General features: G+C 72.4%; 23 protein-coding genes. 19 read left to right on the top strand and 4 right to left on the bottom strand.

What is annotated here, in order from left to right; all coding sequences use genetic code 11:
* Positions 1–183: 183 nt before the first annotated feature.
* The 4 genes from ACIP4Z_RS21655 to ACIP4Z_RS21640 all read left to right on the top strand — a co-directional run bounded on the left by ACIP4Z_RS21655 (position 184) and on the right by ACIP4Z_RS21640 (position 4,298).
* The gene (locus ACIP4Z_RS21655) at positions 184–1,368 is read left to right on the top strand and encodes a serine hydrolase domain-containing protein (protein ID WP_401310367.1); all 1,185 of its coding nucleotides are present in this window, start codon (positions 184–186) and stop codon (positions 1,366–1,368) included.
* Between the two features lie 4 nt (positions 1,369–1,372).
* A complete protein-coding gene (locus tag ACIP4Z_RS21650; RefSeq protein ID WP_401310364.1) occupies positions 1,373–2,215 on the top strand; it encodes an SDR family NAD(P)-dependent oxidoreductase in 843 nt (280 codons plus the stop codon).
* Between the two features lie 156 nt (positions 2,216–2,371).
* Positions 2,372–3,361 (top strand): NAD-dependent epimerase/dehydratase family protein, encoded by a 990-nt coding sequence (locus tag ACIP4Z_RS21645; protein WP_401310361.1) that lies wholly within the window; start codon positions 2,372–2,374, stop codon positions 3,359–3,361.
* A gap of 4 nt (positions 3,362–3,365) precedes the next feature.
* Entirely contained in the window at positions 3,366–4,298 is a 933-nt protein-coding gene (locus ACIP4Z_RS21640) for an RNA polymerase sigma-70 factor (RefSeq protein WP_401310358.1), read from the top strand.
* Positions 4,299–4,301: 3 nt separating this feature from the next.
* Here ACIP4Z_RS21640 and ACIP4Z_RS21635 read toward each other — a convergent pair whose 3' ends face one another.
* From ACIP4Z_RS21635 to ACIP4Z_RS21625, 3 genes are all read right to left on the bottom strand, one after another.
* A complete protein-coding gene (locus ACIP4Z_RS21635; RefSeq protein ID WP_355337945.1) occupies positions 4,302–5,147 on the bottom strand; it encodes a DMT family transporter in 846 nt (281 codons plus the stop codon).
* A 90-nt stretch (positions 5,148–5,237) separates the two neighbouring features.
* The gene (locus ACIP4Z_RS21630; protein WP_401310354.1) at positions 5,238–6,872 is read right to left on the bottom strand and encodes a penicillin-binding transpeptidase domain-containing protein; all 1,635 of its coding nucleotides are present in this window, start codon (positions 6,870–6,872) and stop codon (positions 5,238–5,240) included.
* A 227-nt stretch (positions 6,873–7,099) separates the two neighbouring features.
* Entirely contained in the window at positions 7,100–8,824 is a 1,725-nt protein-coding gene (locus tag ACIP4Z_RS21625) for a phospholipid carrier-dependent glycosyltransferase (RefSeq protein WP_391043451.1), read from the bottom strand.
* A gap of 317 nt (positions 8,825–9,141) precedes the next feature.
* Between ACIP4Z_RS21625 and rsmI the strand changes: the two genes are divergently transcribed.
* From rsmI to ACIP4Z_RS21560, 13 genes are all read left to right on the top strand, one after another.
* On the top strand, positions 9,142–10,017 hold the full coding sequence (rsmI, locus tag ACIP4Z_RS21620) for a 16S rRNA (cytidine(1402)-2'-O)-methyltransferase (RefSeq protein WP_355337951.1): 876 nt from the start codon (positions 9,142–9,144) through the stop codon (positions 10,015–10,017).
* 351 nt (positions 10,018–10,368) lie between these two features.
* Positions 10,369–10,965 (top strand): hypothetical protein, encoded by a 597-nt coding sequence (locus ACIP4Z_RS21615; protein WP_401310351.1) that lies wholly within the window; start codon positions 10,369–10,371, stop codon positions 10,963–10,965.
* Positions 10,966–11,000: 35 nt separating this feature from the next.
* A complete protein-coding gene (locus ACIP4Z_RS21610) occupies positions 11,001–11,888 on the top strand; it encodes a TatD family hydrolase (RefSeq protein ID WP_401310348.1) in 888 nt (295 codons plus the stop codon).
* A gap of 146 nt (positions 11,889–12,034) precedes the next feature.
* Positions 12,035–13,180, top strand: a complete 1,146-nt coding sequence (locus tag ACIP4Z_RS21605; protein WP_401310345.1) for a ubiquitin-like domain-containing protein — start codon at positions 12,035–12,037, stop codon at positions 13,178–13,180.
* A gap of 63 nt (positions 13,181–13,243) precedes the next feature.
* A complete protein-coding gene (gene rsmA, locus ACIP4Z_RS21600; protein WP_401310342.1) occupies positions 13,244–14,107 on the top strand; it encodes a 16S rRNA (adenine(1518)-N(6)/adenine(1519)-N(6))-dimethyltransferase RsmA in 864 nt (287 codons plus the stop codon).
* Positions 14,108–14,272: 165 nt separating this feature from the next.
* Positions 14,273–15,205: a 4-(cytidine 5'-diphospho)-2-C-methyl-D-erythritol kinase gene (locus tag ACIP4Z_RS21595; protein WP_391162321.1), complete on the top strand. Its 933-nt coding sequence runs from the start codon at positions 14,273–14,275 to the stop codon at positions 15,203–15,205.
* Positions 15,206–15,291: 86 nt separating this feature from the next.
* A complete protein-coding gene (locus tag ACIP4Z_RS21590) occupies positions 15,292–17,082 on the top strand; it encodes an ABC-F family ATP-binding cassette domain-containing protein (protein WP_355337968.1) in 1,791 nt (596 codons plus the stop codon).
* 204 nt (positions 17,083–17,286) lie between these two features.
* Positions 17,287–19,014: a hypothetical protein gene (locus ACIP4Z_RS21585; RefSeq protein WP_401310337.1), complete on the top strand. Its 1,728-nt coding sequence runs from the start codon at positions 17,287–17,289 to the stop codon at positions 19,012–19,014.
* Positions 19,015–19,166: 152 nt separating this feature from the next.
* Complete coding sequence (locus tag ACIP4Z_RS21580; protein ID WP_391162317.1) at positions 19,167–19,895, top strand: LuxR C-terminal-related transcriptional regulator; 729 nt, start codon at positions 19,167–19,169, stop codon at positions 19,893–19,895.
* A gap of 226 nt (positions 19,896–20,121) precedes the next feature.
* Positions 20,122–21,168 (top strand): galactose-1-phosphate uridylyltransferase, encoded by a 1,047-nt coding sequence (gene galT, locus ACIP4Z_RS21575; protein WP_401310334.1) that lies wholly within the window; start codon positions 20,122–20,124, stop codon positions 21,166–21,168.
* 68 nt (positions 21,169–21,236) lie between these two features.
* Entirely contained in the window at positions 21,237–22,217 is a 981-nt protein-coding gene (galE, locus tag ACIP4Z_RS21570) for a UDP-glucose 4-epimerase GalE (protein ID WP_401310693.1), read from the top strand.
* A complete protein-coding gene (gene galK, locus ACIP4Z_RS21565) occupies positions 22,214–23,362 on the top strand; it encodes a galactokinase (protein WP_355337980.1) in 1,149 nt (382 codons plus the stop codon). Before galE ends, galK begins: the two co-directional genes overlap by 4 nt.
* Positions 23,363–23,801: 439 nt before the next feature.
* Positions 23,802–24,584 carry a LuxR C-terminal-related transcriptional regulator gene (locus tag ACIP4Z_RS21560; RefSeq protein WP_188282377.1) on the top strand — a complete coding sequence of 261 codons (783 nt, stop codon included), beginning with the start codon at positions 23,802–23,804 and terminating at the stop codon, positions 24,582–24,584.
* On the opposite strand, the gene ACIP4Z_RS21555 is transcribed toward ACIP4Z_RS21560, so the two are convergent.
* Positions 24,543–25,040, bottom strand: a complete 498-nt coding sequence (locus tag ACIP4Z_RS21555; RefSeq protein ID WP_355337983.1) for a MarR family transcriptional regulator — start codon at positions 25,038–25,040, stop codon at positions 24,543–24,545. The two genes, ACIP4Z_RS21560 and ACIP4Z_RS21555, sit on opposite strands and share 42 nt — an antisense overlap.
* A gap of 166 nt (positions 25,041–25,206) precedes the next feature.
* On the opposite strand from ACIP4Z_RS21555, the gene ACIP4Z_RS21550 reads away from it, so the two are divergent.
* Together ACIP4Z_RS21550 and ACIP4Z_RS21545 are read left to right on the top strand one after the other, a co-directional pair.
* On the top strand, positions 25,207–26,037 hold the full coding sequence (locus tag ACIP4Z_RS21550; RefSeq protein WP_355337986.1) for a trans-aconitate 2-methyltransferase: 831 nt from the start codon (positions 25,207–25,209) through the stop codon (positions 26,035–26,037).
* Positions 26,034–26,453, top strand: coding sequence for a glyoxalase (locus ACIP4Z_RS21545; protein WP_391162315.1), 420 nt, complete (start codon positions 26,034–26,036; stop codon positions 26,451–26,453). Before ACIP4Z_RS21550 ends, ACIP4Z_RS21545 begins: the two co-directional genes overlap by 4 nt.
* Positions 26,454–26,461: the final 8 nt, after the last annotated feature.

Raw genomic sequence — 26,461 nt, 5'->3', positions numbered from 1 at the left:
GCCCGGGTGGTTTTCCGGCTCCTGCCGCGGGGAACGGGTGCTGCCCCGCCGCCCGCGCTCGACCGCGTATACGGCCCGTCCCACCGCCTGTTTACAGAACGCGCATCTTCGTCGTGCACCATGGGTGCCGCAGAGTTCGGTGCAGCGGGTGGACCGGCGGAGCGGCAGGCGGAGGCGGCATTCATGGACGCGTTCACGGACGTCCACGGCACGGCGGAGGACGGCTGGGAGCCGGTACGTACCGCTTTCGCCCAGAATTTCACCCGCCGGGGGGATGTCGGCGCCGCTTTCGCGCTCTATAGGCACGGCCGCAAGGTGGTCGACCTGTGGGGCGGTGCCGCGGCGGCCGGGGAGCCCTCGGGGAAGCCGTGGGCCGAGGACACCGTGCAGATCGTCCGGTCGGCCACCAAGGGCGTGGCCGCGGCCTGTCTGCTGCTGCTCCACCAGCGCGGCCAGTTGGATCTGGACGCGCCGGTGGGCGCGTACTGGTCGGAGTTCAAGGCACACGGCAAGGAGCGGGTGACCGTCAGGGACGTGCTGGCGCACCGGGCAGGAGTGCCCGCGCTGGACACGCCGTTGACGCCGGAGCAGGCGCTCGACGGCACGACGGGGCCGCGCGCGGTGGCCGCGCAGAAGCCGCAGTTCCCGCCGGGCGCGGCGCACGGATACCACGCGCACACTTACGGCTGGCTGGTCGCGGAGCTGGTGCTGCGCGCGTCGGGGCGGACGGTCGGCCGCTTCGTCGCGGAGGAGATCGCCCGGCCGCTCGGCCTCGACCTGTGGGTGGGGCTGCCGCCGGGGCAGGCGCACCGGGTGGGCGGGACCGCCGAGACCGTCACGCCCGAACCGGCCGTCTCCGGCGCGCTGCGGGCCCGGCCCAAGCGGTCCGTGCAGGACGCGTACGCCGACCCCGAGTCGCTGACCATGCGCGCCTTCGGGGCGATCTCGCCGCGGCCCGACGAGAACGACCCCGCCTATCGCGCGGGCGAGCTGCCCGCCGCCAACGGCATCACCGACGCGCGCTCGCTGGCCCGCTTCTACGCGGCCCTGATCGGGGAACTGACCGACGGGCCGCGGCTGTTCGTGCCCGCCACGCTCACCGCCGCCCGGACCGTGGAGTCCGAGGGGCCGGATCGAGTATTGATCGTCAACACTCGATTCGGCCTGGGATACATGCTGCACGGCCCGGCGTCCCCGCTGCTGGCGCCCGGCTCCTTCGGGCATCCCGGCCGCGGCGGCTGCCTCGGTTTCGCGGACCCCGCGAGCGGAATCGGCTTCGGCTACGTCACCAACGGCATGCAGAAGAACGTCACTGCGGATCCCCGTGCCCAAGCCCTGGTCAGGGCGGTACGGGAGTGCCTACGCTGACCCGATGGTGCGTAACGGGACAGCTGCGGCGGCGTATTCAGGGCAACGATTCGCGACCTACACCGTCATGGTGACCGGCGGCGCGCGGGGCATCGGCGAGGCGACGGCCCGCAGATTCGCCGCGGAAGGCGCCGCCGTACTCCTCGCGGACCTCAACGGTGAAGCGGCCGAACGCACCGCCGCCTCGATCCGCGAGGACGGCGGACGGGCGGAGGCGGTCGGGTGCGACGTCGCCGACCGTACGGCCGTGGACGCGGCGGTCGCGCACGCGGTGGCGGCCTTCGGCGGCCTCGACGTCCTCGTCAACAACGCCTATTCGTGCAGCGATCACTCCGAGGACTTCACCGAGGAGCCGGACGAGAACTGGCTGCGCGACCTCGACGTCACCCTGACCGGCGCCATGCGCTGTTCCCGCGCCGCGCTGCCGCACCTGGCCGCCGCGACCGGCGGGCGCGGCGCGATCGTCAACATCGGCTCGGTCAACGGCATGTCGTACTTCGGCAACCACTCCTACAGCGCGGCCAAGGCGGGACTGATCTCCCTGACCCGCACGCTCGCCGTGCACGCGGCGGCCAGCGGCGTCCGCGTCAACCTCGTCGCGCCCGGCACCATCCGCACGCCCGCGTGGGCGGGCCGCGAGTCCATGCTGGAGACCGCCGCGGGGCTGTACCCGCTCGGCCGCGTCGGCGAACCCGCCGACATCGCCGCCGCCGTCACCTTCCTGGCCTCCGCCGACGCGTCCTGGATCACCGGCGTCACCCTGCCGGTCGAAGGCGGCATCCTCTCGGCGAATCCGGGGTTCACCCACGCGCTGTCGGCCGGGACCGCCGACGACGAGGCGCCGTAGGAGCCGCGGCGGGAGCCGCCGTCGGCGCCGCCGGGAAAGAGTGACGCAGGTCACCTCCGCTTCTGTCACGCAGGCGCCGGGCCGTTTGTCCTATGGGCATCGACGAGGCGGCCGGCTTGTGTGTCCGGCCCCGGCACGGGACGAGGGACGGACGGCATGGACGCTGCGAAGGACACGGGAAGCGACCGGCGCACGGGCGGCGGGGGCCTGCGGATTCTGCTGGCGGGCGGCAGCGGCGTCCTGGGACGTTCCGCCGCGAAGGAGTTGACAGCCGCCGGGCATCAGGTGGTACAGCTCGGCAGGGGCGCGTCCCACGACATCCGCGCCGACCTCCTCGACCGTGACGCGCTGCTGCGCGCGGTCGACGGGCTCCGCTTCGACGTCGTCGTGCACGCGGCGACCGCGCTGTCCGGCAAGTCCATGACCAGGCACCGGGACATGGACGGCACCAATACGCTGCGTACGGCCGGAACCCGGCACCTCTTGGAGGCGGCCCGCACGACCGGCGCGTGGCGCTGCGTCACGGAGTCGATGATGTTCGGCTACGGGTACGGCGACCACGGTGAGGGTCCGGTCACCGAGGCGGGCACGCCCTTCGGGCCGCACAGCGACGACAAGCACCTGGAGCGGCACGTCGCCGCCATGCGCGTCAACGAGGAGCTGGTCCTGGGCGCGGACGGCGTCGAGGGCGTCGCCCTGCGCTTCGGCCTCTTCTACGGCGCCGGGGTCACCGACACCCTGATGCTGCCGCTGCTCCGCAAGCGCACCATGCCGGTCGTCGACGACACCCACCGCCAGGTGTCGTGGGTGGAGGCCGGCGACGCCGCCCGCGCGGTCGCGCTCGCCGTCACCTCGGGGCGGCCGGGGCAGGCGTACAACATCGCCGACGACCGGCCGCTCGGCTTCGCCACCCACATCCGCGCGGTCGCCGACGCGTACGGAGTGGCGCGCCCGCTGACCGTACCGGCCTGGGTGCTGCGCGCCACCCCGCTGATGCGCGCGATCATGGGGACCCGGCTGAAACTGGACAGCGCGAAGGCGGCGGCAGAACTGGGCTGGCGGCCGTCGTACCGCGACAGCGCGCAGGGCGTGCGGGCGATCGCCGCCGGGCCGGTTGCCGGGGCCGGGCCGCTGCTGCCAGCCTGAGCGGATGACGGACGACACGGGGGAACGGCGCACGGGCGGCACGTACGAGCGCCCACAGGGCGACCTCGGCGGCGCGCGCGAGGACGACGCCTTCCTGCGCGACCGGCGGCTGCTGTTCTCCACCGCCTACCACCTCCTGGGCAGCGTCGCCGACGCCGAGGACGTACTCCAGGACACCTGGCTGCGGTGGGCGCGCGTCGACCGCGCCGACGTCCGCCACCCCACCGCCTACCTGGTGCGTACGGTCTCGCGGCTCTGCCTGAACCGGCTCACCTCGGCGCGCGCCACCCGCGAGACGTACATCGGCCCGTGGCTGCCGGAACCGCTGCTGACCGGGCCCGACGCCGCCGACCGCACCGACACGGCGCACTCGGTGTCCATGGCCATGCTCGTCGTCCTGGAGACGCTCAGCCCGCTGGAGCGCGCGGTGTTCGTGCTGCGCGAGGTCTTCGGCTACGAGTACGCGGAGATCGCCGCGGCCGTGGAGCGCGCGGAGCCGACCGTACGGCAGACCGCGCACCGCGCCCGCGCGCACATCCAGGCGCGCCGCTCCCGTTATGACGCCGACGACGCCACCCGCGCGGCGGTGACCGAGAAGTTCCTCGCGGCCTGCGCGGGCGGCGACCTCAACGCGGTGCTGGCGCTGCTCGCCCCGGACGTGACCGCATGGTCCGACGGCGGCGGCAAGGTGACGGCCGCCACCCGCCCGCTGCGCGGCGCCGACCACGTGGCCCGGTGGGTCCTCGGCGTCCTGGGCAAGCCCGACCTGGCCGCGATCACCGCCGCACCGGCCGCCGTCAACGGCCGGCCGGGTGTGCTTTTCACCCTGCAGGGCGCGCCCGCCGGCGCCCTCACCTTCGAGCTCGCCGCCGGCGGCCGCATCCACGAACTGCGCTTCCAGGTCAACCCCGACAAGCTGCGCGGCCTGTCCGGGTGAGCGTCAACTCGCGTGCAGCATCAGACCTATGCCGGTCACGACCACCACGGCGGCGACCATACGGGGACGGCCGAAGTGCTCCTTGAAGAACAGCGCGCCTATGGCGGCGCCCGCGATGATCGAGGACTCGCGCAGGGCGGCGACCGGGGCCAGCGGCGCGCGGGTCTGGGCCCACAGGACGAGGCCGTAGGCGGTGATGGACAGGGCGCCGCCGAGGAGGCCGCGCAGGGCGACGGGTCTTAGCTGCGCGGCCAATTCTCTGCGGCGCGCAGAGAATGCCACGGCCGGGATCACCAGGCCCTGGAACAGCAGCAGCCAGGCGATGTAGCCGAGCGAGCTGCCGGAGGCGCGCACGCCGACGCCGTCCACGACCGTGTACCCGGCGATGGTCAGTCCCGTACCGGCGGCTGCCGTCAGCGCGGGCCAGTTGGGGCGCTTGCCGCGCAGGCCCCACAGGGCGACGCCGCCGAGTCCGGCGCAGGAGGTGATGACGCCCGCGGTCTGCCAGGGCCCCGGCCGTTCGGCGACGAAGACGGCCGCCAGCACGGTGACGGCGAGCGGCGCGATACCACGGGCTATCGGATAGACCTGCCCGAACTCGCCGAGCTGGAAGGACCGCATCAACAGGTACTGGTAGGCGAGGTGGATGACCACCGACGCGATCAGATACGGCCACGCGCCCGCGTGCGGCACCGCCGCGAAGGGCAGCAGGGCCAGGGCGCACAGGGCCCCGCCGCCACCCACGAGGGTGAAGGCGAGGACCTGGTCCTTGATGCCGTGCGCGATGGCGTTCCACGCGGCGTGCGTGATCGCGGCGGTGAGGACGACGGCGACGACCAGCGGCGTCATCCGCGGCTCGAACGGCCGGGGCTGCTCGTACGGTGCGGACCGCTCAGACGGCTGCGGCGGTTCGGCCGGTGCGACGGACGCATCGGCGGGTCAGGAGGCGCGCAGCACGGCCGCCACGATGGGGCCGGCGGACTGGTTGCCGTGACCGCCGCTGTGGACGACGGCGGCGGCGGCGACATGGCCCGAGTACGCGGTGAACCAGCCGTTGGCCTCCGCGGAGGTGTCGGTCTCGGCGGAGCCGGTCTTGGCACCGGAGTTGGGGCCGAATCCGCTCATCACACCGCTGGCCGTGCCGCTGGTGATGGTCGCGCGCATCATCTGCCGCAGATACTGCGTCGTCTTCGACGGGATGCCGGAGGCGGTGGCGATGGGGCCTTCGATGAGGCTTTTGGCGACGATCCGCGGCTGGTGGAAGTCACCGGTGCTGGCGGTCGCGGCGACGGACGCCATGATGAGCGGGCTCATCTGAAGAGTGCCCTGTCCGATCATCTCCGACGTCAGCTCGTCCCCCGTGCCGCCCGGCACCACCGGGTCCTGGGACACGGTGCCGATGTTCCACCCCTGCGTCAGGCCGAACTGCTCGGCCGTGTCCACGAGTCCGGTCGCGCCGAGCGTCTTCGCCTGGAGGATGAAGCCGGTGTTGCAGGACTTCATGAAGTCCCATTGCAGCGAGGCGCCGGGGTTGTTCATGCCGCCGTCGTTCTTGTACGCCTTGCCGTAACCGTAGTTCGCACCATTGATGCATTTCGCGGGCGAGGACGGTGTAAGACCGCGCTGGAGCAGTGCCGCCGCCGTGACGATCTTGAACGTCGAGCCGGGCGCGGCCTTGTCCTGCAACGCGTAGTCGGTGCCGGACGCCGGGCCGTAGGCGACCGCCAGGATGGCGCCGTTCGTGGTGTCGACGGCGGTCACCCCGGACTTGTCCTTGCCCGCCACCGCCTTCTCGGCCGCCTTCTGGATCGTGGCGTCGAGCGTGGTGTCCAGCCGTACGGGCTTGCCCTTCTTGAGCACGTTCAGCGTCTTGCCGGCCGAGTCGTCCGCCTTCTGGACGTACGTCTCGATGCCGGGGGTGCCGTCGCCCAGCTTGTCCGCGTACCGCGTGCGCAGGTCGGGGATGATGCGGCTCAGCGACGGGTAGTCGGCCGGGTCCATCACCCGCCCCTTGCGGTCCACGACATCCACCTCGGGCACCTTGGCCTGACCGGTGACGAGCTGGTCGCCGTCGCCCAGCTCCGGGCTGATCACGGACGGCTTCCACCGCACGACCGGCTTCCCGCTCGCGCCGCGTACGACGGTCAGCGACGAGCGGTAGCTCCAGGGGGTGGTGACGCCGTCGTACGTGACCTGCGCGGTCACCGTGAACGGCATGGTCGTGGTGGTCGTCGCCGCCGGTGTGCCGGGGGTGAGCTGCACGGACGTCACATGGGCCTGCGTCTTGTACGCGGTGAGCGCGGCCGTCGTCGTCCGCACGGAGTCGGTCAGGGCCGCCGCCCGCGTGATGTCGCCCGACGACCACGCGGTCAGGAAGTCGTCCCCGACGTCGGTGACTTCGGCGGCGCTCGGCGGCGCGGTGTTGACCGGCGTCGGCTTGGGCCGCGCGGACTTGCCGCCGCCCCCGCCGCCGCCCTCCAGCGAGTCGTAGACGTTGTAGGCGCCGTACCCGGCGACCACGAGCATTCCGACGAACACCGTGCCGATGATCCCCGACTTGACACCCCGTGACATGGGCACGAGACCTCCCCCTCCCCTTTGAACGCGTTCAAGGAACGCGTGCTGTAGCACCCTACGGGACCCCTGTGCGGAGGAAGGTCTCAGTCCGGGCACGGGTTCGTACGGAAACAGCCCTCCCGGGACCCTCACCCGTCCCAGGAAAACTCAGCCTGGCGCCGTAGCACTGTCCGGCCCCCCGGCGCTCGGCCCCCGCGCCCGGACCCCGGCCCCCCGGACCCCGGTCAGACCCAGGAGTCGAACCACATCCTGGCCTGCCAACTGCTGTACGGAATCGTCATACCGGTATAGATCGGGAAGAAGTAGATGAAATTCCAGATGATCAATAGGACAAGCGTGCCCGCGCCGACCGCGCCCCACATACGTCTGCCCTCACTCGCGCTCGGTGGGCCGAGGAAGGCGCCGATCATCATGGCGACCGCGAGGCAGAGGTAGGGGACGAAGGCGACGGCGTAGAAGAAGAAGATCGTACGGTCCTGGTAGAGGAACCAGGGGAGGTAACCGGCGCCCGCCGCGCACAGGATGGCGCCCGCGCGCCAGTCGCGGCGCATCGCCCAGCGGTAGACGAGGTAGATGAGGGCGAAGCAGGCGGACCACCACAGCAGGGGCGTGCCCAGCGCGATGATCTCGCGGGAGCAGCCGGCCGCCGCGTGGCAGCCGTCCTCGCCGTTCTTGGGGGACTGGAAGAAGTACGAGACCGGGCGGCCGAGTACGAGCCAGCTCCAGGGGTTGGACTGGTAGGGGTGCGGGGTCTGGAGATTGACGTTGAAGTCGTAGACCTGCACCTCGTAGTGCCACAGGCTGCGGATCGGGGCCGGGATCCACGACCAGGTGCCGCCGCGGGCGTCCGCCCAGTGCCGTCCGTAGGCGTTGTCGGACAGGAACCAGCCGGACCAGGAGAGCAGATACGTCACCAGGGCGACCGGCAGGATCGTCAGCGCGGCCCAGCCCAGGTCCTTGCGCAGGACGGCCAGGTACGGGCGGCGGGCGCCGGCCAGGCGGCGTGAGCCGATGTCCCAGACGACGGTCATGATGCCGAAGACCGCCAGGAAGTACAGGCCGTTCCACTTGCTGGCGCAGGCCAGGCCGAGGCAGACGGCGGCGGCGATCCGCCAGGGCCGCCAGCCCATGCCCGTCCGGTCGCCGACCTGCCGGTCGGGTCCCGCGTAACCGCTCTCGTCGACGGGCAGGGCGCGCGCGAGGCGGGCCCGCGACCAGTCGCGGTCGATCAGCAGGCAGCCGAACGCGGCGAGCGCGAAGAAGGAGATGACGAGGTCGAGCAGCGCGATCCGGCTCATCACGAAGTGCAGTCCGTCGACCGCGAGCAGGGTGCCCGCCACGCAGCCGAGCGCCGTGGAGCGGAACAGCCGTCGCCCTATCCGGCACAGCATCAGCACGGACAGCGTGCCGATCAGCGCCATCATGAAGCGCCAGCCGAAGGGGTTGAGCCCGAACATCCACTCGCCGACCGCGATCACCCACTTGCCCATCGGCGGGTGCACGACATAGCCGGGCGCGTCCGAGAGCGGGATCACCTGGGGGTGGGCCAGGATCTGCGGGTTGGAGACCTTGCCGTCGGGCCAGGTGCCCTCGTAGCCGAGCTTCAGCAGCGACCAGGCGTCCTTGGCGTAGTACGTCTCGTCGAAGACGACGTCACGCGGGTTGCCCAGGTGCCAGAAGCGGATCGCCCCGGCGAAGACGGCGACCAGCAGCGGGCCGAGCCAGCCGCTCCACTTCGCCACCCGGTGGGCCGCGACGGGGCCGAGGCCGAGCGCCTCCCACATCCGGGTGCCCGGCTCGGGGAACGGCGGTACGAGGCGGTCGCGGGTGTCGATCCGAGTCCGTTCCGCATAGCCGAACCGGCGCAGTCGTCGCGCCCACGCGCTCGACTCCGCCTCCACCCGAAAGCCCTCGTCGGCCCGGTCCTGCGTCGCGGTCTCACTTGTCACCGGCCCATCGTAGGGAAACCCCCTGAGAAAGCGATGAGGTCCGGGCTCACCGCCCGGGTTTGTCCGCAATCCCGGCCGGTAACCAGGGGTGCGCGGGCCGTGTCCGGGCGGTTTCCGGGCGGTGGGGCGGCCGGGATCGGGGCCGATGCCGTTCGCGCGGGGCCGCGGGGGCGGGCGAGGGCCCCGGCGTGATCCTGGTCACGCGCCGTGCGGCCGGCTCCGAGGAGCGGGGCGGGGGGCGCGGAGGCGGTGGGCGGTGGGCGGGGGGCGCTGGGCGCGATTGAGGGGATACGGCGGGCAGGTGGGAGGCTGGGGGCGTGACCACCTCAGCCGTCGGCGTCCTCGTTCTGGCCGGAACCCCCATCGGCGACCCCGCCGACGCCCCGCCCCGCCTCAGCGCGGAACTGCTCGCCGCCGATGTGATCGCCGCGGAGGACACCCGCCGCTTCCGCCGTCTCACGCACGCGCTGGACGTGCACCCGACGGCCAGGGTCGTCTCGTACTTCGAGGGCAACGAGAGCGGGCGCACCCCGGAGCTGGTCGAGGCGCTGGAGGGCGGCGCGCGGGTCGTGCTGGTGACGGACGCGGGGATGCCGTCGGTGTCCGACCCCGGCTACCGGCTGGTGGCGGCGGCCGTCGAACGCGACATCAAGGTGACCGCGGTGCCGGGCCCGTCGGCCGTACTGACCGCGCTGGCGGTCTCCGGGCTGCCGGTGGACCGTTTCTGTTTCGAGGGCTTCCTGCCGCGCAAGGCGGGCGAACGGCTGTCGCGGCTGCGCGAGGTCGCCGCCGATCGCCGCACCCTGGTGTATTTCGAGGCGCCGCACCGGATCGACGACACCTTGGCGGCGATGGCGGAGGCGTTCGGCGAGGAGCGCAGGGCCGCGGTCTGCCGGGAGCTGACCAAGACGTACGAGGAGGTCAAGCGCGGGCCGCTGAAGGCGCTCGCGCTGTGGGCGGCGCAGGGGGTGCGCGGCGAGATCACCATCGTGGTGGAAGGCGCGCCGGAACCCGGCCCCGCCGACCTCGACCCGGCCGAACTCGTCCGCCGGGTGGCGGCCAGGGAAGAGGCGGGCGAGCGGCGCAAGGAGGCCATCGCGGCGGTCGCCGCCGAGGCGGGCCTGCCCAAGCGGGAGGTCTTCGACGCCGTCGTCGCCGCCAAGCGGACCGGCGAACTGCCCCCGGGTGCCTGAGGACCGGGACCCCGCACGGCCCGGCGGCGTGCGGCCCGAGGACCGTTTTCTGACGGCGCGGCGGCCTGCGGTCCGAGGACCGTTTTCTGACGGCCCGGCGACCGCCGTTCGCGGAATCCGTCGCCTGATGCCCTGATTCCCGGGCGCACAATCCCGGCGGGCCGCCCTTTTGACGCCGTAAGAACCTAAACCGTATGCATGGCAAAGCAATATCCGCCATCTGCCACATACGCGCCCAAATCTGGCTCAAGAGTCGGGCGCATCTCCTGCGGAGCGGGCAAATCGGGCGTTCGCTGGTAGGTGCAAAGTCCCGCTCCGGACACCGTGTCCGGAGGGCACGCAGGAGCTGCCATGAGCGAGACCATCGGAAGCGATCCCCGTCCCGTCGCCGCCGCACCGGGTGCGCCCGCCGTACCCGTCACGGTGACCGTCACCGCCCCCGCACCCGACGGCCCGGCTCCCGCACCCGACCGCGCGGCCGCCGCGCGCGAGGAGTCGGGCCGGAACGCGGCGGAGGCGTACGCCTTCGCCTGCCTGAACTGCGGCCACGGCTGGGAGCAGGCGTACGAGATCGAGCACCATGTGGACGCGTCCGGCCACGCCTTCGTCGTCTACCTCGCGGACGGCGCGAGGGTGCCGTCACCGCTCACCCGTCCGGCGTGCCTGAACTGCGGCGGTACGCACGTACGCATCATGCGCTCGGGGCAGGTCTCCGGCGTCGCCTCCGTATGGGCACACCCGCGGGGCGACCGCGGTGTGCGCCGCGAGCACCACTGGTCGGTCCTGCACTTCCTGCACCGCAAGCCGCACGGGGAGCGCGGCAAACACGGGGAGCGCGGCAAGCACGCCAAGCAGCGCGGCAAGCACGGCGGGCGGCCCGACGCCCAGCCCGGAGCGCAGCCCGGCCTCCAGTGCGATGAGCAGTCCGGGGGAGCCGACACCGCCTGACAGGACGACGGCCCCGCGTCCTTAGGATCGGGGCCATGCCCGACAAGAACGCCAAGGCCGACGACAAGAAGTCCGCCCCGCCGGCGCCCGAGCCGCTGCGGGTCGCGGTCGCCGATTCCCACACCCACCTCGACATGCAGCCGGGCACGGTTCCCCAGGCCCTCGCCCAGGCCGCCGCGGTCGGCGTCGACACCCTCATCCAGGTGGGGTGCGATCTCGCGGGTTCCCGCTGGGCGGCGAAGACGGCCGCCGCCCACGACGCGATCTGGGCCACCGTGGCCCTGCACCCGAACGAGGCGCCCCGCATCGTCCACGGAGCGCCCGAGGGCTCCTACGGGGGCCCGCAGGCGCCGCGCGGCATCGAGGGGCTCGACCGGGAGATCGACGAGATCGACGCGCTCGCCGCCCTTCCCCAGGTGCGCGGCGTCGGCGAGACCGGCCTGGACTACTTCCGCACCGGGCCCGACGGCGTCGCCGCCCAACAGCACTCGTTCCGTCGCCATATCGACATCGCCAAGCGGCACGGCAAGGCGCTGGTCATCCACGACCGCGAGGCGCACGCCGACGTGCTGCGCATCCTCGACGAGGAGGGCGCCCCGGACACCGTCGTCTTCCACTGCTACTCCGGCGACGCCGAGATGGCCGAAGTCTGCGCGGCGCAAGGGTTCTACCTCTCCTTCGCCGGCACCGTCAGCTACAAGTCGGCGCAGAATCTGCGCGACGCGGTGGCCGTCGCCCCGCTCGACCGCCTCCTGGTGGAGACCGACGCGCCTTTCCTCACCCCGGTGCCCTACCGCGGACGGCCGAACGCGCCATACCTCATTCCGGTCACGCTGCGTGCGATGGCCGCGGCCCGCGGCATCGACGAGGACACCCTCGCGACGGCCGTCGCGGCCAACACCGCCAGGGCGTTCGCCTACTGACGTTTCCACGCGCTCACCCGGACAGGTGACTTCGCGTGACCGGAGGTGACGACGCCACGTGACGGCGAGCGCTTGGCCGGTGGCGACAAGTCGGCTACGTTCCCGGTTCCCCGCACCGGAACCCCGCAGCCGTGGAGCGAGCCGTCGTGAGCAATACGCAGGGCACACACCGAGCCGCCGCCAATCCGGCGGCCGCCGTCCGGCGGACCGGCCGCGCGATCGTGCCGCGGGCGCTGGTGATGGCGGTCCTGGCGGGCGGCACCGGCGCGTACGTGCTGGCCGACAAGGCGGTACGGCTGACCGTGGACGGCCGGCCGCGCACGCTGCACACCTTCGCCGACGACGTGGCCGACGTGCTGCACGAGCAGGGCGTCGAGGTGGGCGACCACGACATCGTGGCGCCGGCGCCGGGCGAGGCGCTGCACGACGGCGACGACGTGGTGGTCCGCTACGGCCGTCCGCTGACGCTCACCGTGGACGGCCGTCACCAGCGGGTGTGGACGACCGGCAAGACCGTCGCGGAAGCGCTGCGGCAGCTCGGCGTACGGGCCGAGGGCGCGTATCTCAACGCCTCCCGCGACGCGTCCATCGGCCGCCACGGCCTCTTCCTCGACGTGCGCACCGAACGTACGGTCACCGTCCTGGCCGACGGCCGCGAGCACACCGTGCGCACCAACGCCGCCACCGTCCGGCAGGCCGTCGCGGACGCGGGCGTCACCCTCGGCGGCCAGGACGCCACCTCCGTGGACGCCGACAGCTTCCCCCGCGACGGCCAGACCGTCTCGGTGCTGCGGATCTCCGGCCACCAGGAGACCCGCGAAGAACCGATCCCCTTCCGCACCCGCAAGCACACCGACGCGACGCTCGCGCAGGGCACCGAGGCCGTGGACCGGCCGGGCCGCGACGGCGTCCGCCGCGTCACCTACGCCTACCGCACCGTCAACGGCGTCCGGGAGCGCCCGCGCGTCGTGGAGTCGGTGACCGCGCGCGAACCGGTCACCGAGGTCGTACGCGTCGGCACCAGACCGCTGCCCACCGCCGTCACGGGCGCCGACGGCCTCAACTGGGGCGGCCTCGCGCAGTGCGAGGCGGGCGGCAGACCCGACGCGGTGGACGCGACCGGCACCTATGGCGGGCTCTACCAGTTCGACGTGCACACCTGGCACAGCATCGGCGGCCAGGGCCGCCCCCAGGACGCCCCCGCCGCCGAGCAGACCTACCGGGCCAAGAAGCTGTACGTCCAGCGCGGCGCCGCCCCCTGGCCGGTCTGCGGGCGGCACCTGGGCGGTTAGGGCCGGACAGGCCCTAGGTCCGGTCCGCGAGGGCGGCCCCGGCCGCCCCGTACTCTTGCGGGTGTGAGTACGACAGATCCCGACGCCCTCCTCGGACCGGCCGACATCCGTGAACTGGCCGCGGCACTGGGGGTGCGCCCCACCAAGCAGCGCGGGCAGAACTTCGTCATCGACGCGAACACGGTGCGGCGGATCGTCAGGACCGCCGGGGTGCGCCCCGAGGACCCGGTCGTCGAGGTCGGTCCCGGACTCGGCTCGCTCACCCTCGCGCTGCTGGAGGCCGCCGACCGGGTCACCGCGATCGAGATCGACGACGTGCTGGCCGCAGCGCTGCCCGCGACCGTCGCCGCGCGCATGCCGGACCGGGCGGACCGTTTCGCCCTGGTGCACAGCGACGCGATGCGGGTGACAGAACTGCCGGGGCCGCCGCCCACCGCCCTGGTGGCGAATCTGCCGTACAACGTGGCGGTGCCCGTCCTGCTGCACATGCTCGCCGCCTTCCCGAGCATCGAGCGCACCTTGGTGATGGTCCAGGCCGAGGTCGCCGACCGGCTGGCCGCGGGGCCGGGCAACAAGGTGTACGGAGTGCCGTCGGTGAAGGCCAACTGGTACGCGGAGGTCAAGCGCGCCGGTTCCATCGGTCGCAATGTGTTCTGGCCCGCGCCCAACGTCGACTCCGGTCTCGTCTCGCTGACCCGGCGTGACCCGCCGAAGACCACCGCCACCCGCGAAGAGGTCTTCGCCGCCGTCGACGCGGCCTTCGCCCAGCGCCGCAAGACGCTGCGCGCCGCGCTGTCCGGCTGGGCGGGCTCGGCCCCGGCCGCCGAGGCCGCGCTGGTGGCCGCAGGGGTCTCCCCGCAGGCCAGGGGCGAGGAACTGACGGTGGAGGAATTCGCCGCCGTCGCCGAGCACAAGCCCGCGGTCTGACGCCGCCGCACCGTAAACCCGCCGCCGCCCGTACCCGCCGCCCGCGAATCCCCAGCCCGCGAATCCCCAGCCCGCGAATCCCCAGCCCGCGAATCCCCACCCCGTGAATCCGCCGCGCCCGGCGGACCGCCCTCCGTACGCACCACCCTCGCAAGGGAGCCAGCAGTGACCGCCGCACCCGTCACCGTCCGCGTGCCCGCAAAGGTCAACGTCCAGCTCGCGGTCGGCGGTCGCCGTCCCGACGGTTTCCACGACCTGGCGAACGTCTTTCTGGCGGTCGGCCTGTACGACCATGTGACAGCAGTGCCCGCCGACGCGTTGACGATCACCGCGTCCGGCCCGGACACCGACAGCATCCCGCTGGACGCCACCAATCTGGCGGCCAAGGCGGCGGTCGCGCTCGCCGCGCACCATGGCGTCGATCCCGTTGTGGGATTGCACATCACCAAGGACATCCCTGTGGCGGGCGGCATGGCGGGCGGCAGCGCGGACGCGGCGGCGGCGCTGCTCGCCTGCGACACCCTGTGGGGCCTGAACACCCCGCGCGCCGACCTGCTCGCGATCTGCGCGGAGCTGGGCAGCGACGTGCCGTTCAGCCTGGTCGGCGGCGCTGCGCTGGGGGAGGGCAGGGGCGAGATCCTCACGCCGCTGGAGGTGGCGGGCCCCTTCCACTGGGTCTTCGCCGTCGCCGACGGCGGCCTGTCCACCCCGGCCGTCTACCGCGAGTGCGACCGCCTGCGCCGCGAGTCCGGCGCGGGCGACACCACCGACGACGTGCCTGCGCCCGTCGCCGACCCCGCCCTGATCGACGCGCTGCGCACCGGCGATCCGTACGCGCTCGCCGCCGTCCTGGTCAACGACCTTCAGGCCGCCGCCCTGTCGCTGCGGCCCGCGCTGGCCGACACCCTGGCCACCGGCACGGACGCGGGCGCGCTCGCCGCGCTGGTCTCCGGCTCGGGACCCACCTGCGCCTTCCTCGCGCCGGACGCCGACACCGCCGCCAAGATCGCGGTCACCCTCACCGCTTCCGGCACCTGCCGCACCGCCCGCCCGGCCGCCTCCCCGGCCCCCGGCGCGACCGTCGTCCCCGCCCCCTGACCGCCGGGGCACCACCCGGAACCGGCACCTCACCGCGCCGCACTACGCTGAAGCAGAACCCCCGCGAACCCCTGGAGCGTACGAGAGTGGCCGTCAACCTGGTCAACGTCGAAGCCGTCGGCAAGACATACGGCACGCGAGCGCTGCTCGAATCCGTGTCCCTCGGCGTCTCCGAAGGCGACCGCACCGGCGTCGTGGGCCGCAACGGCGACGGCAAGACCACCCTCATCCGCCTGCTCGCCAAGCTGGAGGAGCCGGACACCGGCCGCGTCACCCACCAGGGTGGGCTGCGACTGGGCGTCTTGACGCAGAGCGACAGCCTCGACCCGGCCGCGACCGTGCGCCACGAGGTGATCGGCGACCGCGCCGACCACCAGTGGGCGGGCGACGCGAAGATCCGCGACGTGCTGACCGGCCTGTTCGGCGGCCTGGACCTGCCCGGCTTCCCGCTCGGCCTGGACACCGTCATCGGCCCGCTCTCCGGCGGCGAGCGGCGCAGGATCGCGCTCGCGAAGCTGCTGATCGAGGAGCAGGACCTGCTGGTCCTCGACGAGCCGACCAACCACCTCGACGTCGAGGGCATCGCCTGGCTGGCGGGCCACCTCGGCACCCGCCGCTCCGCGCTCGTCTGCGTCACCCACGACCGCTGGTTCCTCGACCAGGTCTGCACCCGCATGTGGGACGTGCAGCGCGGCTCGGTGTACGAGTACGAGGGCGGCTACAGCGACTACGTGTTCGCGCGCGCCGAGCGGGAACGGATCGCGGCCACCGAGGAGACCAAGCGGCAGAATCTGATGCGCAAGGAGCTGGCCTGGCTGCGCCGCGGCGCCCCGGCCCGCACCTCCAAGCCGCGCTTCCGCATCGAGGCGGCGAACGAGCTGATCGCCGACGTGCCGCCGCCGCGCGACACCGCGGAGCTGATGAAATTCGCCAACTCCCGCCTCGGCAAGACCGTCTTCGAGTTGGAGGATGTGACAGTCCAAGCGGGCCCCAAGGTGCTGCTGAAGCACCTGACGTGGCAGCTCGGCCCCGGCGACCGCGTCGGCCTGGTCGGCGTCAACGGCTCGGGCAAGACCTCACTCCTGCGGGCGCTCGCCGAGGCCGCGGCGACCGGCGGCGACCAGCAGCCGGCGGCCGGCAAAGTGGTCGTCGGCAAGACGGTGAAGCTCGCTTACCTCTCCCAGGAGGTCGCCGAGCTGGACCCGAACTGGCGGGTGCTCCAGGCCGTGGAATCGGTGCGGCAGCGCGTCGACCTCGGCAAGGGCCGGGAGATGACTGCGGGGCAGCTCTGCGAGAAGTTCGGCTTCACCAAGGAGAAGCAGTGGACGCCGGTCGGCGACCTGTCCGGCGGTGAGCGCCGTCGGCTCCAGATCCTGCGGCTGCTGATGGACGAGCCCAATGTGCTGTTCCTGGACGAGCCCACCAACGACCTCGACATCGAGACGCTCACCCAGTTGGAGGACCTGCTGGACGGCTGGCCCGGCTCGATGCTGGTGATCAGCCACGACCGGTACTTCCTGGAGCGCACCACCGACCGCGTCTTCGCGCTGCTCGGCGACGCCAGCCTGCGCATGCTGCCGCGCGGGGTGGACGAGTACCTGGAGCGCCGCCGCCGGGTCGCCGAGGCCGCGGCGCCCGCCCCGGCGCCCGCCAAGGACAAGCCCACGGGCGACACCCGCGCGGCGAAGAAGGAACTCCAGCGCATCGAGCGGCAGCTCGACAAACTCGGCCAGCGCGAGGCGAAGCTGCACACCGGCATCGCCGACAATGCGACCGATTTCGAGAAAGTCGCCTCCCTGGACGCCGAATTGCGCGCGCTGCGCGAGGAGCGCGAGGAACTGGAGATGCGCTGGCTGGAGTTGGCGGAGGACGCGTAACACCCCTTCACATGAGGCGGGTAAGACCCCTTCACCTGGGGCGGGTAACACCCCTTCGCAGGTGAAGCAGAATCCCTCGACGTGTGAAGACGTGTAGCGGCCAGGTAACGGTCGGGCCGCTCCCCGAGGGGGTGGTGGGGGCGGGTGATAGAAAGAATTTCCGTTCATCCGTCCCTGATTCACCTGTGCCCGAAGGACCTGTTGATGTCGCAGCCGCCCCCGCCGCCCCCCGGAAACCCGCCGCCGCCCGGCGGTGGTTACGGATACCCGGGCCAGGCGGGCCCGGTTCCCGGTAACGAGAACCCGTACGCGCAGCCGGTGCCCCCCGGCCAGAACCCGTACGCGCAGGCGCCCACCCAACCGGCCTTCCCGCAGCAGCAGTACGGCGGCCGACAGGGACCTCCGCCGCCGCCCGGCCAGGTGCCGCCCCCGCCCCCGCCGCCCGGCCAGGTGCCGCAGGGGCAGACACCGCCCCCGCAGTACGGCTACCCGCAGCCCGGCCAGGTCCCGCCGCAGCAGCAGGCGTACGGCTATCCGCAGCAGCAACAGCCGCCGTACGGGCCCGGACCCTCGGGCTACCCCGCCCCCTCAGGCGGTTCGTCGAACAACAAGCTGATCGTGATCGTCGCGGCGGTCGTCGCCGCGGTGCTGGTGATCGGCGGCGGTGTGTACTTCGCGACCAAGAGCGGCGGCGGCGACGACCCGGCGCCCAAGCCGCAGGCCAACGCCGGTGGCGCCAACGGCGGTACGAACACCGCCAAGACGCACAATTCGACACTGTCGTACAAGTGGGACAAGCCCGCGGACCCGGTGGCGTCGAAGGACAATCTGAAGAGCGTCCTCGGCGTCTGGTTCACCGACAAGTACGTGGTGAAGAACGAGATCGACAAGGTCGTCGGCTACGACCTGGGCACCGGCGCGGTGGCGTGGACCGTACCGACACCGTCGAGCGGCGACTGCACGGCCGCGCGCGACTCCAACAACAACCTGACCGCCGTCCAGTTCGGCGCCAACTGCGAGCAGGTCATGGTGATCGATCTCGCGGCGGGCAGGGCGGTGTGGACGGCGAAGCTGCCGGTCGGCAGTTCGGAGAAGGCGGACTTCGACTACAGCGAGATGGCGATCAGCGGCGACACGCTCGGCGTGGACTGGCTGGAGGGCTCGATCGGCTACCGGCTGAGCACCCAGAAGGTGCTGTGGCGGTCGGGCAACGGTGACTGCGAGGACGACGGCTACGCGGGCGGCAAGCAGTTCGTGGCGATCGTCAACTGCGGTTACAAGACGTACAAGGTCCAGGTCATCGATCCGGACAACAACGGCAGCGCCAAATGGTCGTGGACGGCGCCGGTCGGCACCAAGGTCTCGGCCGTCGTCTCCACCGACCCGGTGGTGGTGGTGCTCGGCACCGAGGGCGAGAGGCAGACGGACGTGGCGACGATCGTCGACGGCCGTCTCCAGTCGCGGGTCTCGCTCGGCACCGACAAGTACGACATCAGCACGGACGGCACCGAGATGCAGGCCGTGCACAATGTGATCGTCAGCAGTGACACCCTCTATCTGTCGCTGACGAGCAAGCACGACAGCAACGGCCAGGTGCTCAGCGGGATCGTCGCGTTCAACCTGAGCGACGGCAAGCAGAAGTGGATCGCCAAGCCCGACAGCAAGCACGACATCCAGGGCCTGGCGATCGAGGACGGCAAGCTGCTCGCGTACGAGCCCGCCGACTACGACGTGCAGGGCCGTCTGGTGACCCTGGACCCGGCCAGCGGCGCGCTCACCACCTACGCGCAGTTCGACACTGACGCCTCGCAGAAGCTGAACGTGTCGGCGATGCGCAGCTACCCCGTCTGGCACGACGGTCATTTCATCATCGCGACCCGCACGGTGTATGCCTCCTCGTCCGACCAGACCTATCTGGTGACCTTCGGCTGACGAGCTACGGTAATTCCGGATTCGCCGGAACCTTCTGTTCGATAGGGGGCGCGGCCGGTGGTGGATGCGTGTAGCTTCGCCGCCTAGGGCGGTATGCGTAGGGGTCGGGGTCGGCATTGGTCCGGACCCCGGGGGGATAGGGGATACCCGACATGGGCGTACGGCTCGTGGTCGTTGACGACCACCGCCTGCTCGCCGAGGCGCTGGCCTCGGCACTGAAGCTGCGCGGGCACCGGGTGCTCGCGGCGGCGGCGCCCGCGGCGGGCGCGGCGGAACTGGTACTGAGCAGGTCTCCCGAGGTGTGCCTGTACGGCACGGCCGCACCGGCCGAGCCGGGCGCCTTCGACGCGGTGGCCAGGATCAAGCGGGAGCGCCCGGCGGTCGCCGTGGTCGTCCTCGGACCGGTGCCCGACCCGCGCGGCATCGCGGCGGCCTTCGCGGCCGGCGCCTCCGGTTACGTACGCCACGACGAGCGCATCGAGGGCGTGGAGCGCGCGATGGCCAAGGCGCGGGCCGGGGAGGTCGCGGTGGCGCAGACGCTCCTCCAGGGCGCCTTCGCGGAACTGCTCAACCCCGCGCGGCAGCCGGACGACGAGGGCGCGCGGCTGCTGGAGATGCTGACACCGCGCGAGATCGAGGTCCTGGTGCGGGTCGCGGAGGGCGAGGACACCCGGCTGATCGCGGCGGGCATGCGGATCGCGCCGAGCACCGCGCGGACGCATGTGCAGCGCGTCCTGATGAAGCTCGGGGTCGGCTCCCGGCTGGAGGCCGCCGCCCTGGCGGCCCGCACCGGCCTGCTGGACCGCGCGGCGGCAGAAGGCGCCCCGGCGTCCGCGCCGTTCCCGCAGTCCTCCGCGGCCGGTCCCGGCGCGGCGGGCTGACGCACCGACCCCAGTACCCCCTTTTCCCACCCGTTTTCCGCACGTCTTCCGCACGCGGGGCGGCACCTCCGGACAGGAGGTGCCGCCCCGCTCTCGCGTGCGCGGACACTTACCACCACAATCAACCTGTTTCAAGCATCTTCCCGGAGTCCCCATTGACCGGGCTGTTATTTTGTGGTTCCTTGTGTTTGATTATGTTGAGTGCTTGTGATGAGGGGCCTCAAGGGTGAAGAAGACGACGACCCGGCTCGCCGACGGCCGTGAGCTGATCTATTACGACTCCAGGGACGACGTCGTGCGCGACGCCGTGGACCGCCGTCCGCTGGAGCCCGTCGCCACCGAGTCCGAGCTGCGCGCCGACCGGCTGCTGGGCGACACCGTCGCCGTCGCCTCGCACCGGCAGGGCCGTACGTACCACCCGCCCGCCGACGAGTGCCCGCTGTGCCCCTCGCGCGAGGGCCGGCTGAGCGAGATCCCGGACAGCGACTACGAGGTGGTCGTCTTCGAGAACCGCTTCCCCTCGCTGGCCGGTGACGCGGGCCGCTGCGAGGTGGTCTGCTTCACCCCCGACCACGACGCGTCCTTCGCCGACCTGAGCCCCGGCTCCGCCCGCCTGGTGCTGGACGCCTGGACCGACCGCACTCGCGACCTGGGCCAGCAGCCCGGCGTGGAGCAGGTCTTCCCGTTCGAGAACCGCGGCGCGGAGATCGGCGTCACCCTCGGCCACCCGCACGGCCAGATCTACGCCTATCCGTTCGTCACACCGCGCACCGCCCTGATGCTGCGCTCGCTCGCCGAGCACCGCGAGCGCACCGGCGGGCGCAACCTCTTCGACGACGTCCTCGCCGACGAGCGGGCGGACGGCCGCCGAATCGTCCTCACGGGTGAACACTGGACCGCCTTCGTGCCGTACGCCGCGCACTGGCCGTACGAAGTGCACCTGTATCCCCACCGCCGGGTGCCCGACCTGCTCGGCCTCGACGAGGACGCGCGCGCCGAGTTCCCGCGGGTCTATCTGGAGCTGCTGCGCCGCTTCGACCGGATCTTCGGCGAGGGCCAGCCGCGTACCCCGTACATCTCCGGCTGGCACCAGGCGCCGTTCAACGCGCCGGACCGCCGCGATTTCGCGCTCCATCTGGAGCTTTTCACTATCCGGCGCACATCGGGCAAGCTGAAGTTCCTCGCGGGCTCCGAGTCCGGAATGGGCGCTTTCATCAACGATGTGCCGCCGGAGTCCGCGGCGTTGCGACTGCGAGAGGTAGCGAGTCAGTGAGCACCGAGCGAGCGGGCACCGAGTCGACGACCGCCCAGCGGGAGACGGCCGCCCGGCCCAAGAAGGTCCTGGTCACCGGCGGCGCCGGATACGTCGGCGGGGTCGTCGCCGCCCATCTGCTGGAGGCCGGGCACCGGGTGACGGTGCTGGACGACCTGTCGACCGGCTTCCTCGCGGGCGTGCCCAAGGGCGCCGACTTCGTCGAGGGCCGCGTCCAGGACGCGGACAAGGTGCTCGACAGCACCTATGACGCGGTGCTGCACTTCGCCGCCTCCTCGCAGGTCGGCGAGTCCGTCGCCGTACCCGAGAAGTACTGGCGCAACAACGTCGGCGGCACCCTCGAACTGCTCGCCGCCATGCGGGACTCCGGCGTACGCACCCTCGTCTTCTCCTCCACCGCCGCCACCTACGGCGAGCCCACCGCCATTCCCATCACCGAGGACGCGGCGACCGCGCCCACCAACCCGTACGGCGCGACGAAGCTCGCCGTCGACCACATGATCACCAGCGAGTGCGCGGCGCACGGCCTGTCCGCCGTCTCCCTGCGGTACTTCAACGTCGCGGGCGCGTACGGCGGCCACGGCGAGCGGCACGACCCCGAGTCGCACCTGATCCCGCTGGTCCTCCAGGTCGCGCAGGGCCGCCGCCGCGCGGTCTCGGTCTTCGGCGACGACTACCCGACGCCGGACGGCACCTGCCTGCGCGACTACATCCACGTCGCGGACCTGGCCGAGGCGCATCTGCTGGCGCTCGACAAGGCGCCCGCGCGCGAGCACCTGATCTGCAACCTCGGCAACGGCAACGGCTTCTCGGTCCGCGAGGTCATCGAGACCGCCCGCCAGGTCACCGGCCACCCCATCCCGGCCACCGACGAGCCGCGCCGCGCGGGCGACCCCGCCGTACTGGTCGCCTCCGCGGAGCGCGCCAGGCAGCGGCTCGGCTGGCAGCCCAGCCGCACCGACCTCGCGGAGATCATCCGCGACGCATGGAATTTCACCCGGTCGCTGTCGCAGGACCACTCGCCGACGCAGGGGGAGGACGGACGATGACGGAAGCCACGACGGAAGCCGCGTTCGAGATCGCGTTCAAGAACATCTTCGGGCGCGCGCCCGAGGGCATATGGGCGGCGCCCGGCCGGGTCAATCTGATCGGCGAGCACACCGACTACAACGACGGCTACGTCATGCCGTTCGCGCTCCCGCACCGCACCCGGGCGGCCGTCGCCCGCCGCGACGACGGGCTGCTGCGCGTGCACTCCGCCGACATGGACGGCGGCGTCGTCGAACTGCGCGTCGACGAACTGGCTCCCGGTACGACCGGCGGCTGGGCCGTCTACCCCGCGGCCGTCCTGTGGACGCTGCGGCAGGCGGGCCACGCCATCGGCGGCGCCGACATCCACTACGACAGCAATGTGCCGGTCGGCGGCGGGCTCTCGTCCTCCGCCGCCCTCCAGGTCGTCACCGCCCTGGCCCTCACCGAACTGCACGGCCTGGACCTGCCCCGTCAGGAGTTGGCCCTGCTCTGCCAGTCCTCGGAGAACACCTACGTCGGCGCGCCCGTCGGCGTCATGGACCAGACCGCGTCCGCCTGCTGTACGCAGGGGCACGCGCTCCACCTCGACGTGCGCGGGCTCACGCAGCGCCAGGTGCCGTTCGACCTGGCCGCGCAGGGGCTGCAACTGCTGGTGGTCGACACCCGCGTCAAGCACGCGCACGCCGACGGGGCGTACGGCGAACTGCGCGCGGGCTGCGAGGCCGCCGCCGCGGCCCTCGGCGTCCCCGCCCTGCGCGACGTCCCCTACGACGGGCTCGACGCCGCGCTGGCCGCCCTCCCCGACGAGCGGCTGCGGCGGCTCACCCGGCACGTGGTGACCGAGAACCGGCGCGTCGAGGAGGTCATCGCGCTTCTGGACGCCGGGCGCACCCGCGAGATCGGGCCCGTCCTGACCGCGGGGCACGTCTCGCTCCGCGACGACTTCCGGATCTCGTGCGCCGAACTCGACCTCGTGGTCGACACCGCGCTCGCCAACGGCGCCCTGGGCGCCCGTATGACCGGCGGCGGCTTCGGCGGCTCCGCCATCGTCCTGGCGGAGGCCGCCGACATCCCGGCGCTGTCCGCGACCATCCAGGCCGCCCTTCCGGCGGCCCGGCTCTTCCCGACGACGGCGGGCCCTGGAGCGCACCGGCTGGTTTAGCGGGGCCCGGATCTCAAACCCCGTTCCCAGACCCGGTTTCCAGACCCGGTTCCCAGACCCCGTTCTCCCACCCCGTGCTCAAATCCCGTTCCCCACTCCCGTTCCCCGCTGTCGGACGGGTCGGTCCGTGTGAAGCTCGGCACGCGCGGACCGGCCCGTTCGGCGCGCGCGGGGCCGCTCCCGTCACCGTGGTCACTCCGGTACCACAAGACGAGGGAATCCGGAATTCCGCGACGGAGAACTTCCGTCAAGACGGTGTTAACGGGGGCGCGACGCCCTACGCTTTTGAGACAGCGCCGGTGGGGGCCGGCGTGCATCAGGGGGCGAGACGCAAGGGGTTCGGCACCCGGGGAGGGGCGGCGGTCCCGATCCGGGTGCCGGATCCCGCGCGAATGCCGCCCCGCCACTGGGGGAGTGCCCAACACCGGGAGTGGTACCCGTGGGACGAATCCGCGTTCTCGTCGTCGATGATCATCGCATCTTCGCCGAGTCGCTTGCCGCCGCGCTCGCGGCGGAGCCCGACGTCGACGTCTCGGCCGCGGGGAGCGGCCCGGCCGCTCAGCGCTGCCTGGACCGCGCGGCGGCCGACAACCGGCGCTACGACGTCCTGCTGGTGGACGCCGATCTGGGGGACGGTCCGCGACCGCCGGTGACGCTCGCGGCGGTGCCGCGCATCCCGGTCGAGCAGGAACCGGTCCTGGACGGCCTGGCGCTGGTGGAACGGGTCAGGGCCGAGTATCCGGGGACCCGTACCGTCGTGCTGGCCGAGCGGGACGACGCCCGCAGGGCGGCCCGCGCGCTCCAGGCCGGGGCGTCGGGGTGGGTCGCCAAGGACTGCTCGCTGTCACGGCTGCTCGCGGTCGTACGCGGGGTGCTGCGCGACGAGACGCATCTGCCGCCCGCGCTGCTGACCGGGGTGCTGCGCGAGCTGACGGCCGCCCGCAGGCACCGCACCGAGAGCGAACGGCTGGTGGAGTCGCTGACGCCGCGCGAGCAGGAGGTGCTGCGCTGCATGGTCGCGGGCCTGGGCCGCAAAGCCGTCGCCGAGCGGCTGTTCCTGTCGCCGCACACCGTCCGCACCCATATGCAGAATGTGCTGGGCAAGCTCGGCGTGCACTCGACGCTGGCGGCGGTCGCGCTGGCCCGCAGGGCGGGCGTGGGGCCGGTGGAGCTGGTGCCGTCAGCCGGGGACGTTGTCGAAAGGCGCGGTCAACTGTCGTAGCAGCCCGGCCAGTTCACCGCGCTGCCGGGCGGACAGCTCGCCCAGGATCGCGCGTTCCTGCGCGAGCAGTCCGGCCAGTGACTGGTCCGCGCGCTCCTGGCCCTCCACGGTGAGCCGGACGAGCACGCCGCGCCGGTCGCTGGGGTCGGGCAGCCGCTCGACGAGCCCGCGCTGGGCGAGCCGGTCGATCCGGTTGGTCATCGTGCCGGAGGTGACCAGCGTCTGGGTCAGGAGCTGGCCCGGCGAGAGCTGGTACGGCGGTCCCGCGCGGCGCAGCGAGGTGAGCACGTCGAACTCCCACGGTTCGAGACTGTGCTCGGCGAAGGCCAGCCGCCGCGCGCGGTCGAGGTGCCGGGCGAGTCTGCTGACCCGGCTGAGCACCTCCAGCGGCTCCACGTCGAGGTCGGGGCGCTCTCGGCGCCATGCAGCGACCAGCCGGTCGACCTCGTCCTCCATGCGCTCAGTGTAGTAGGTCTGTCGATATGAAGTCTCTTGATATGAAGCCTCTTGACTTCAAGAGATATGTCGGAGGAGCCTGGACACCGACCAGAGGGCAGAACCTCGCCCTCCGTTTCGGTAGCGGCTGTGCGCAGCCGGCTATGAAAAGCCAGGGAGTACGACGATGCACGCAGCGCCAACGTGGGACCCGCAACAGTATCTCCGGCACTCCACCCACCGCACCCGCCCTTTCCTCGACCTCCTCACCCGTATCCAGGATCTGCCGGGCGGCGACGCGCCCCGGATCGCCGACATCGGGTGCGGTCCGGGCAATGTCACCGCGCTGCTCGCCGACCGCTGGCCCGGAGCCCGGATCACCGGCTTCGACAGCTCCCGCGAAATGCTGGACGCGGCGGCGCGGTACGCGGGACCCACGGCGGGCGGCGGTGAGCTGGACTTCCGGCAGGCCGACGCGGCGCACTGGGCGCCCGAGGAGTCCTTCGACCTGATCGTCTCCAACGCCGCGCTCCAGTGGGTGCCCGGCCACGCCGACCGCTTCCCCGGCTGGCTCGACCACATCACGCCCGGCGGCACCCTGGCCTTCCAGGTGCCGGGCAACTTCACCGCGCCCAGCCACGCGCTGCTGGGCGAGCTGTGCGACACCCCGCGGTGGCGCGACCGGCTCGACGGACACGGCCGCCGCTACGTCCACATCCTCAGCCCGGCCGACTATCTGGAGCGGCTGACCGAACTGGGCTGCGCGGCCGATGTGTGGGAGTCGACGTATGTGCAGTTGCTCCAGGGCGAGGACCCGGTGCTGGAGTGGACCAAGGGCACCGCGCTGCGGCCGGTGCTGACCGCGCTGGACGGCGACCGGGGGGCGGTGACGGAATTCGTCGGCCAGTACCGCGACCTGCTGCGCAAGGCGTACCCGCCGGGCCCGCACGGGACGGTCTTCCCCTTCCGGCGGATCTTCACCGTCGCGCGCAAACAGGGGCAGGAGGCGGCGGCGTGACGCGGGGAGCGGCAGGGGGGACGGCGGGGGGCGCCGACGGCTTCGGGATCGCGGGGGTCGACCACGTCCAGCTCGCCGCGCCGCCCGGCAGCGAGGAGGCGCTGCGCGCGTACTACGTCGGGGTGCTGGGGATGGCCGAGCTGACCAAGCCGCCGGTGCTCGCGGCGCGCGGCGGCTGCTGGTTCGCGGCGGGGGACGCGGTGCTGCACTTAGGGATCGAGGAGGACTTCAGGCCCGCCCGCAAGGCCCACCCGGGCATCCGCGTCACCGGGATCCACGCCTTCGGCAAGGAGCTCCAGGCGCGCGGCGCCAAGGTCGTCTGGGACGACGACCTGCCGGGCCACTCCCGCTTCTACTCCGAGGACCCGGTCGGCAACCGGCTGGAGTTCCTGGAGCCGACGGCGATGAGAGCCTGACGTCCGCG

Source organism: Streptomyces sp. NPDC088910, from assembly GCF_044749865.1.
GTDB lineage: Bacteria > Actinomycetota > Actinomycetes > Streptomycetales > Streptomycetaceae > Actinacidiphila.
Note: the sequence above shows the minus strand (reverse complement) of the source record. Positions and strands in the feature narration are given on the sequence as shown.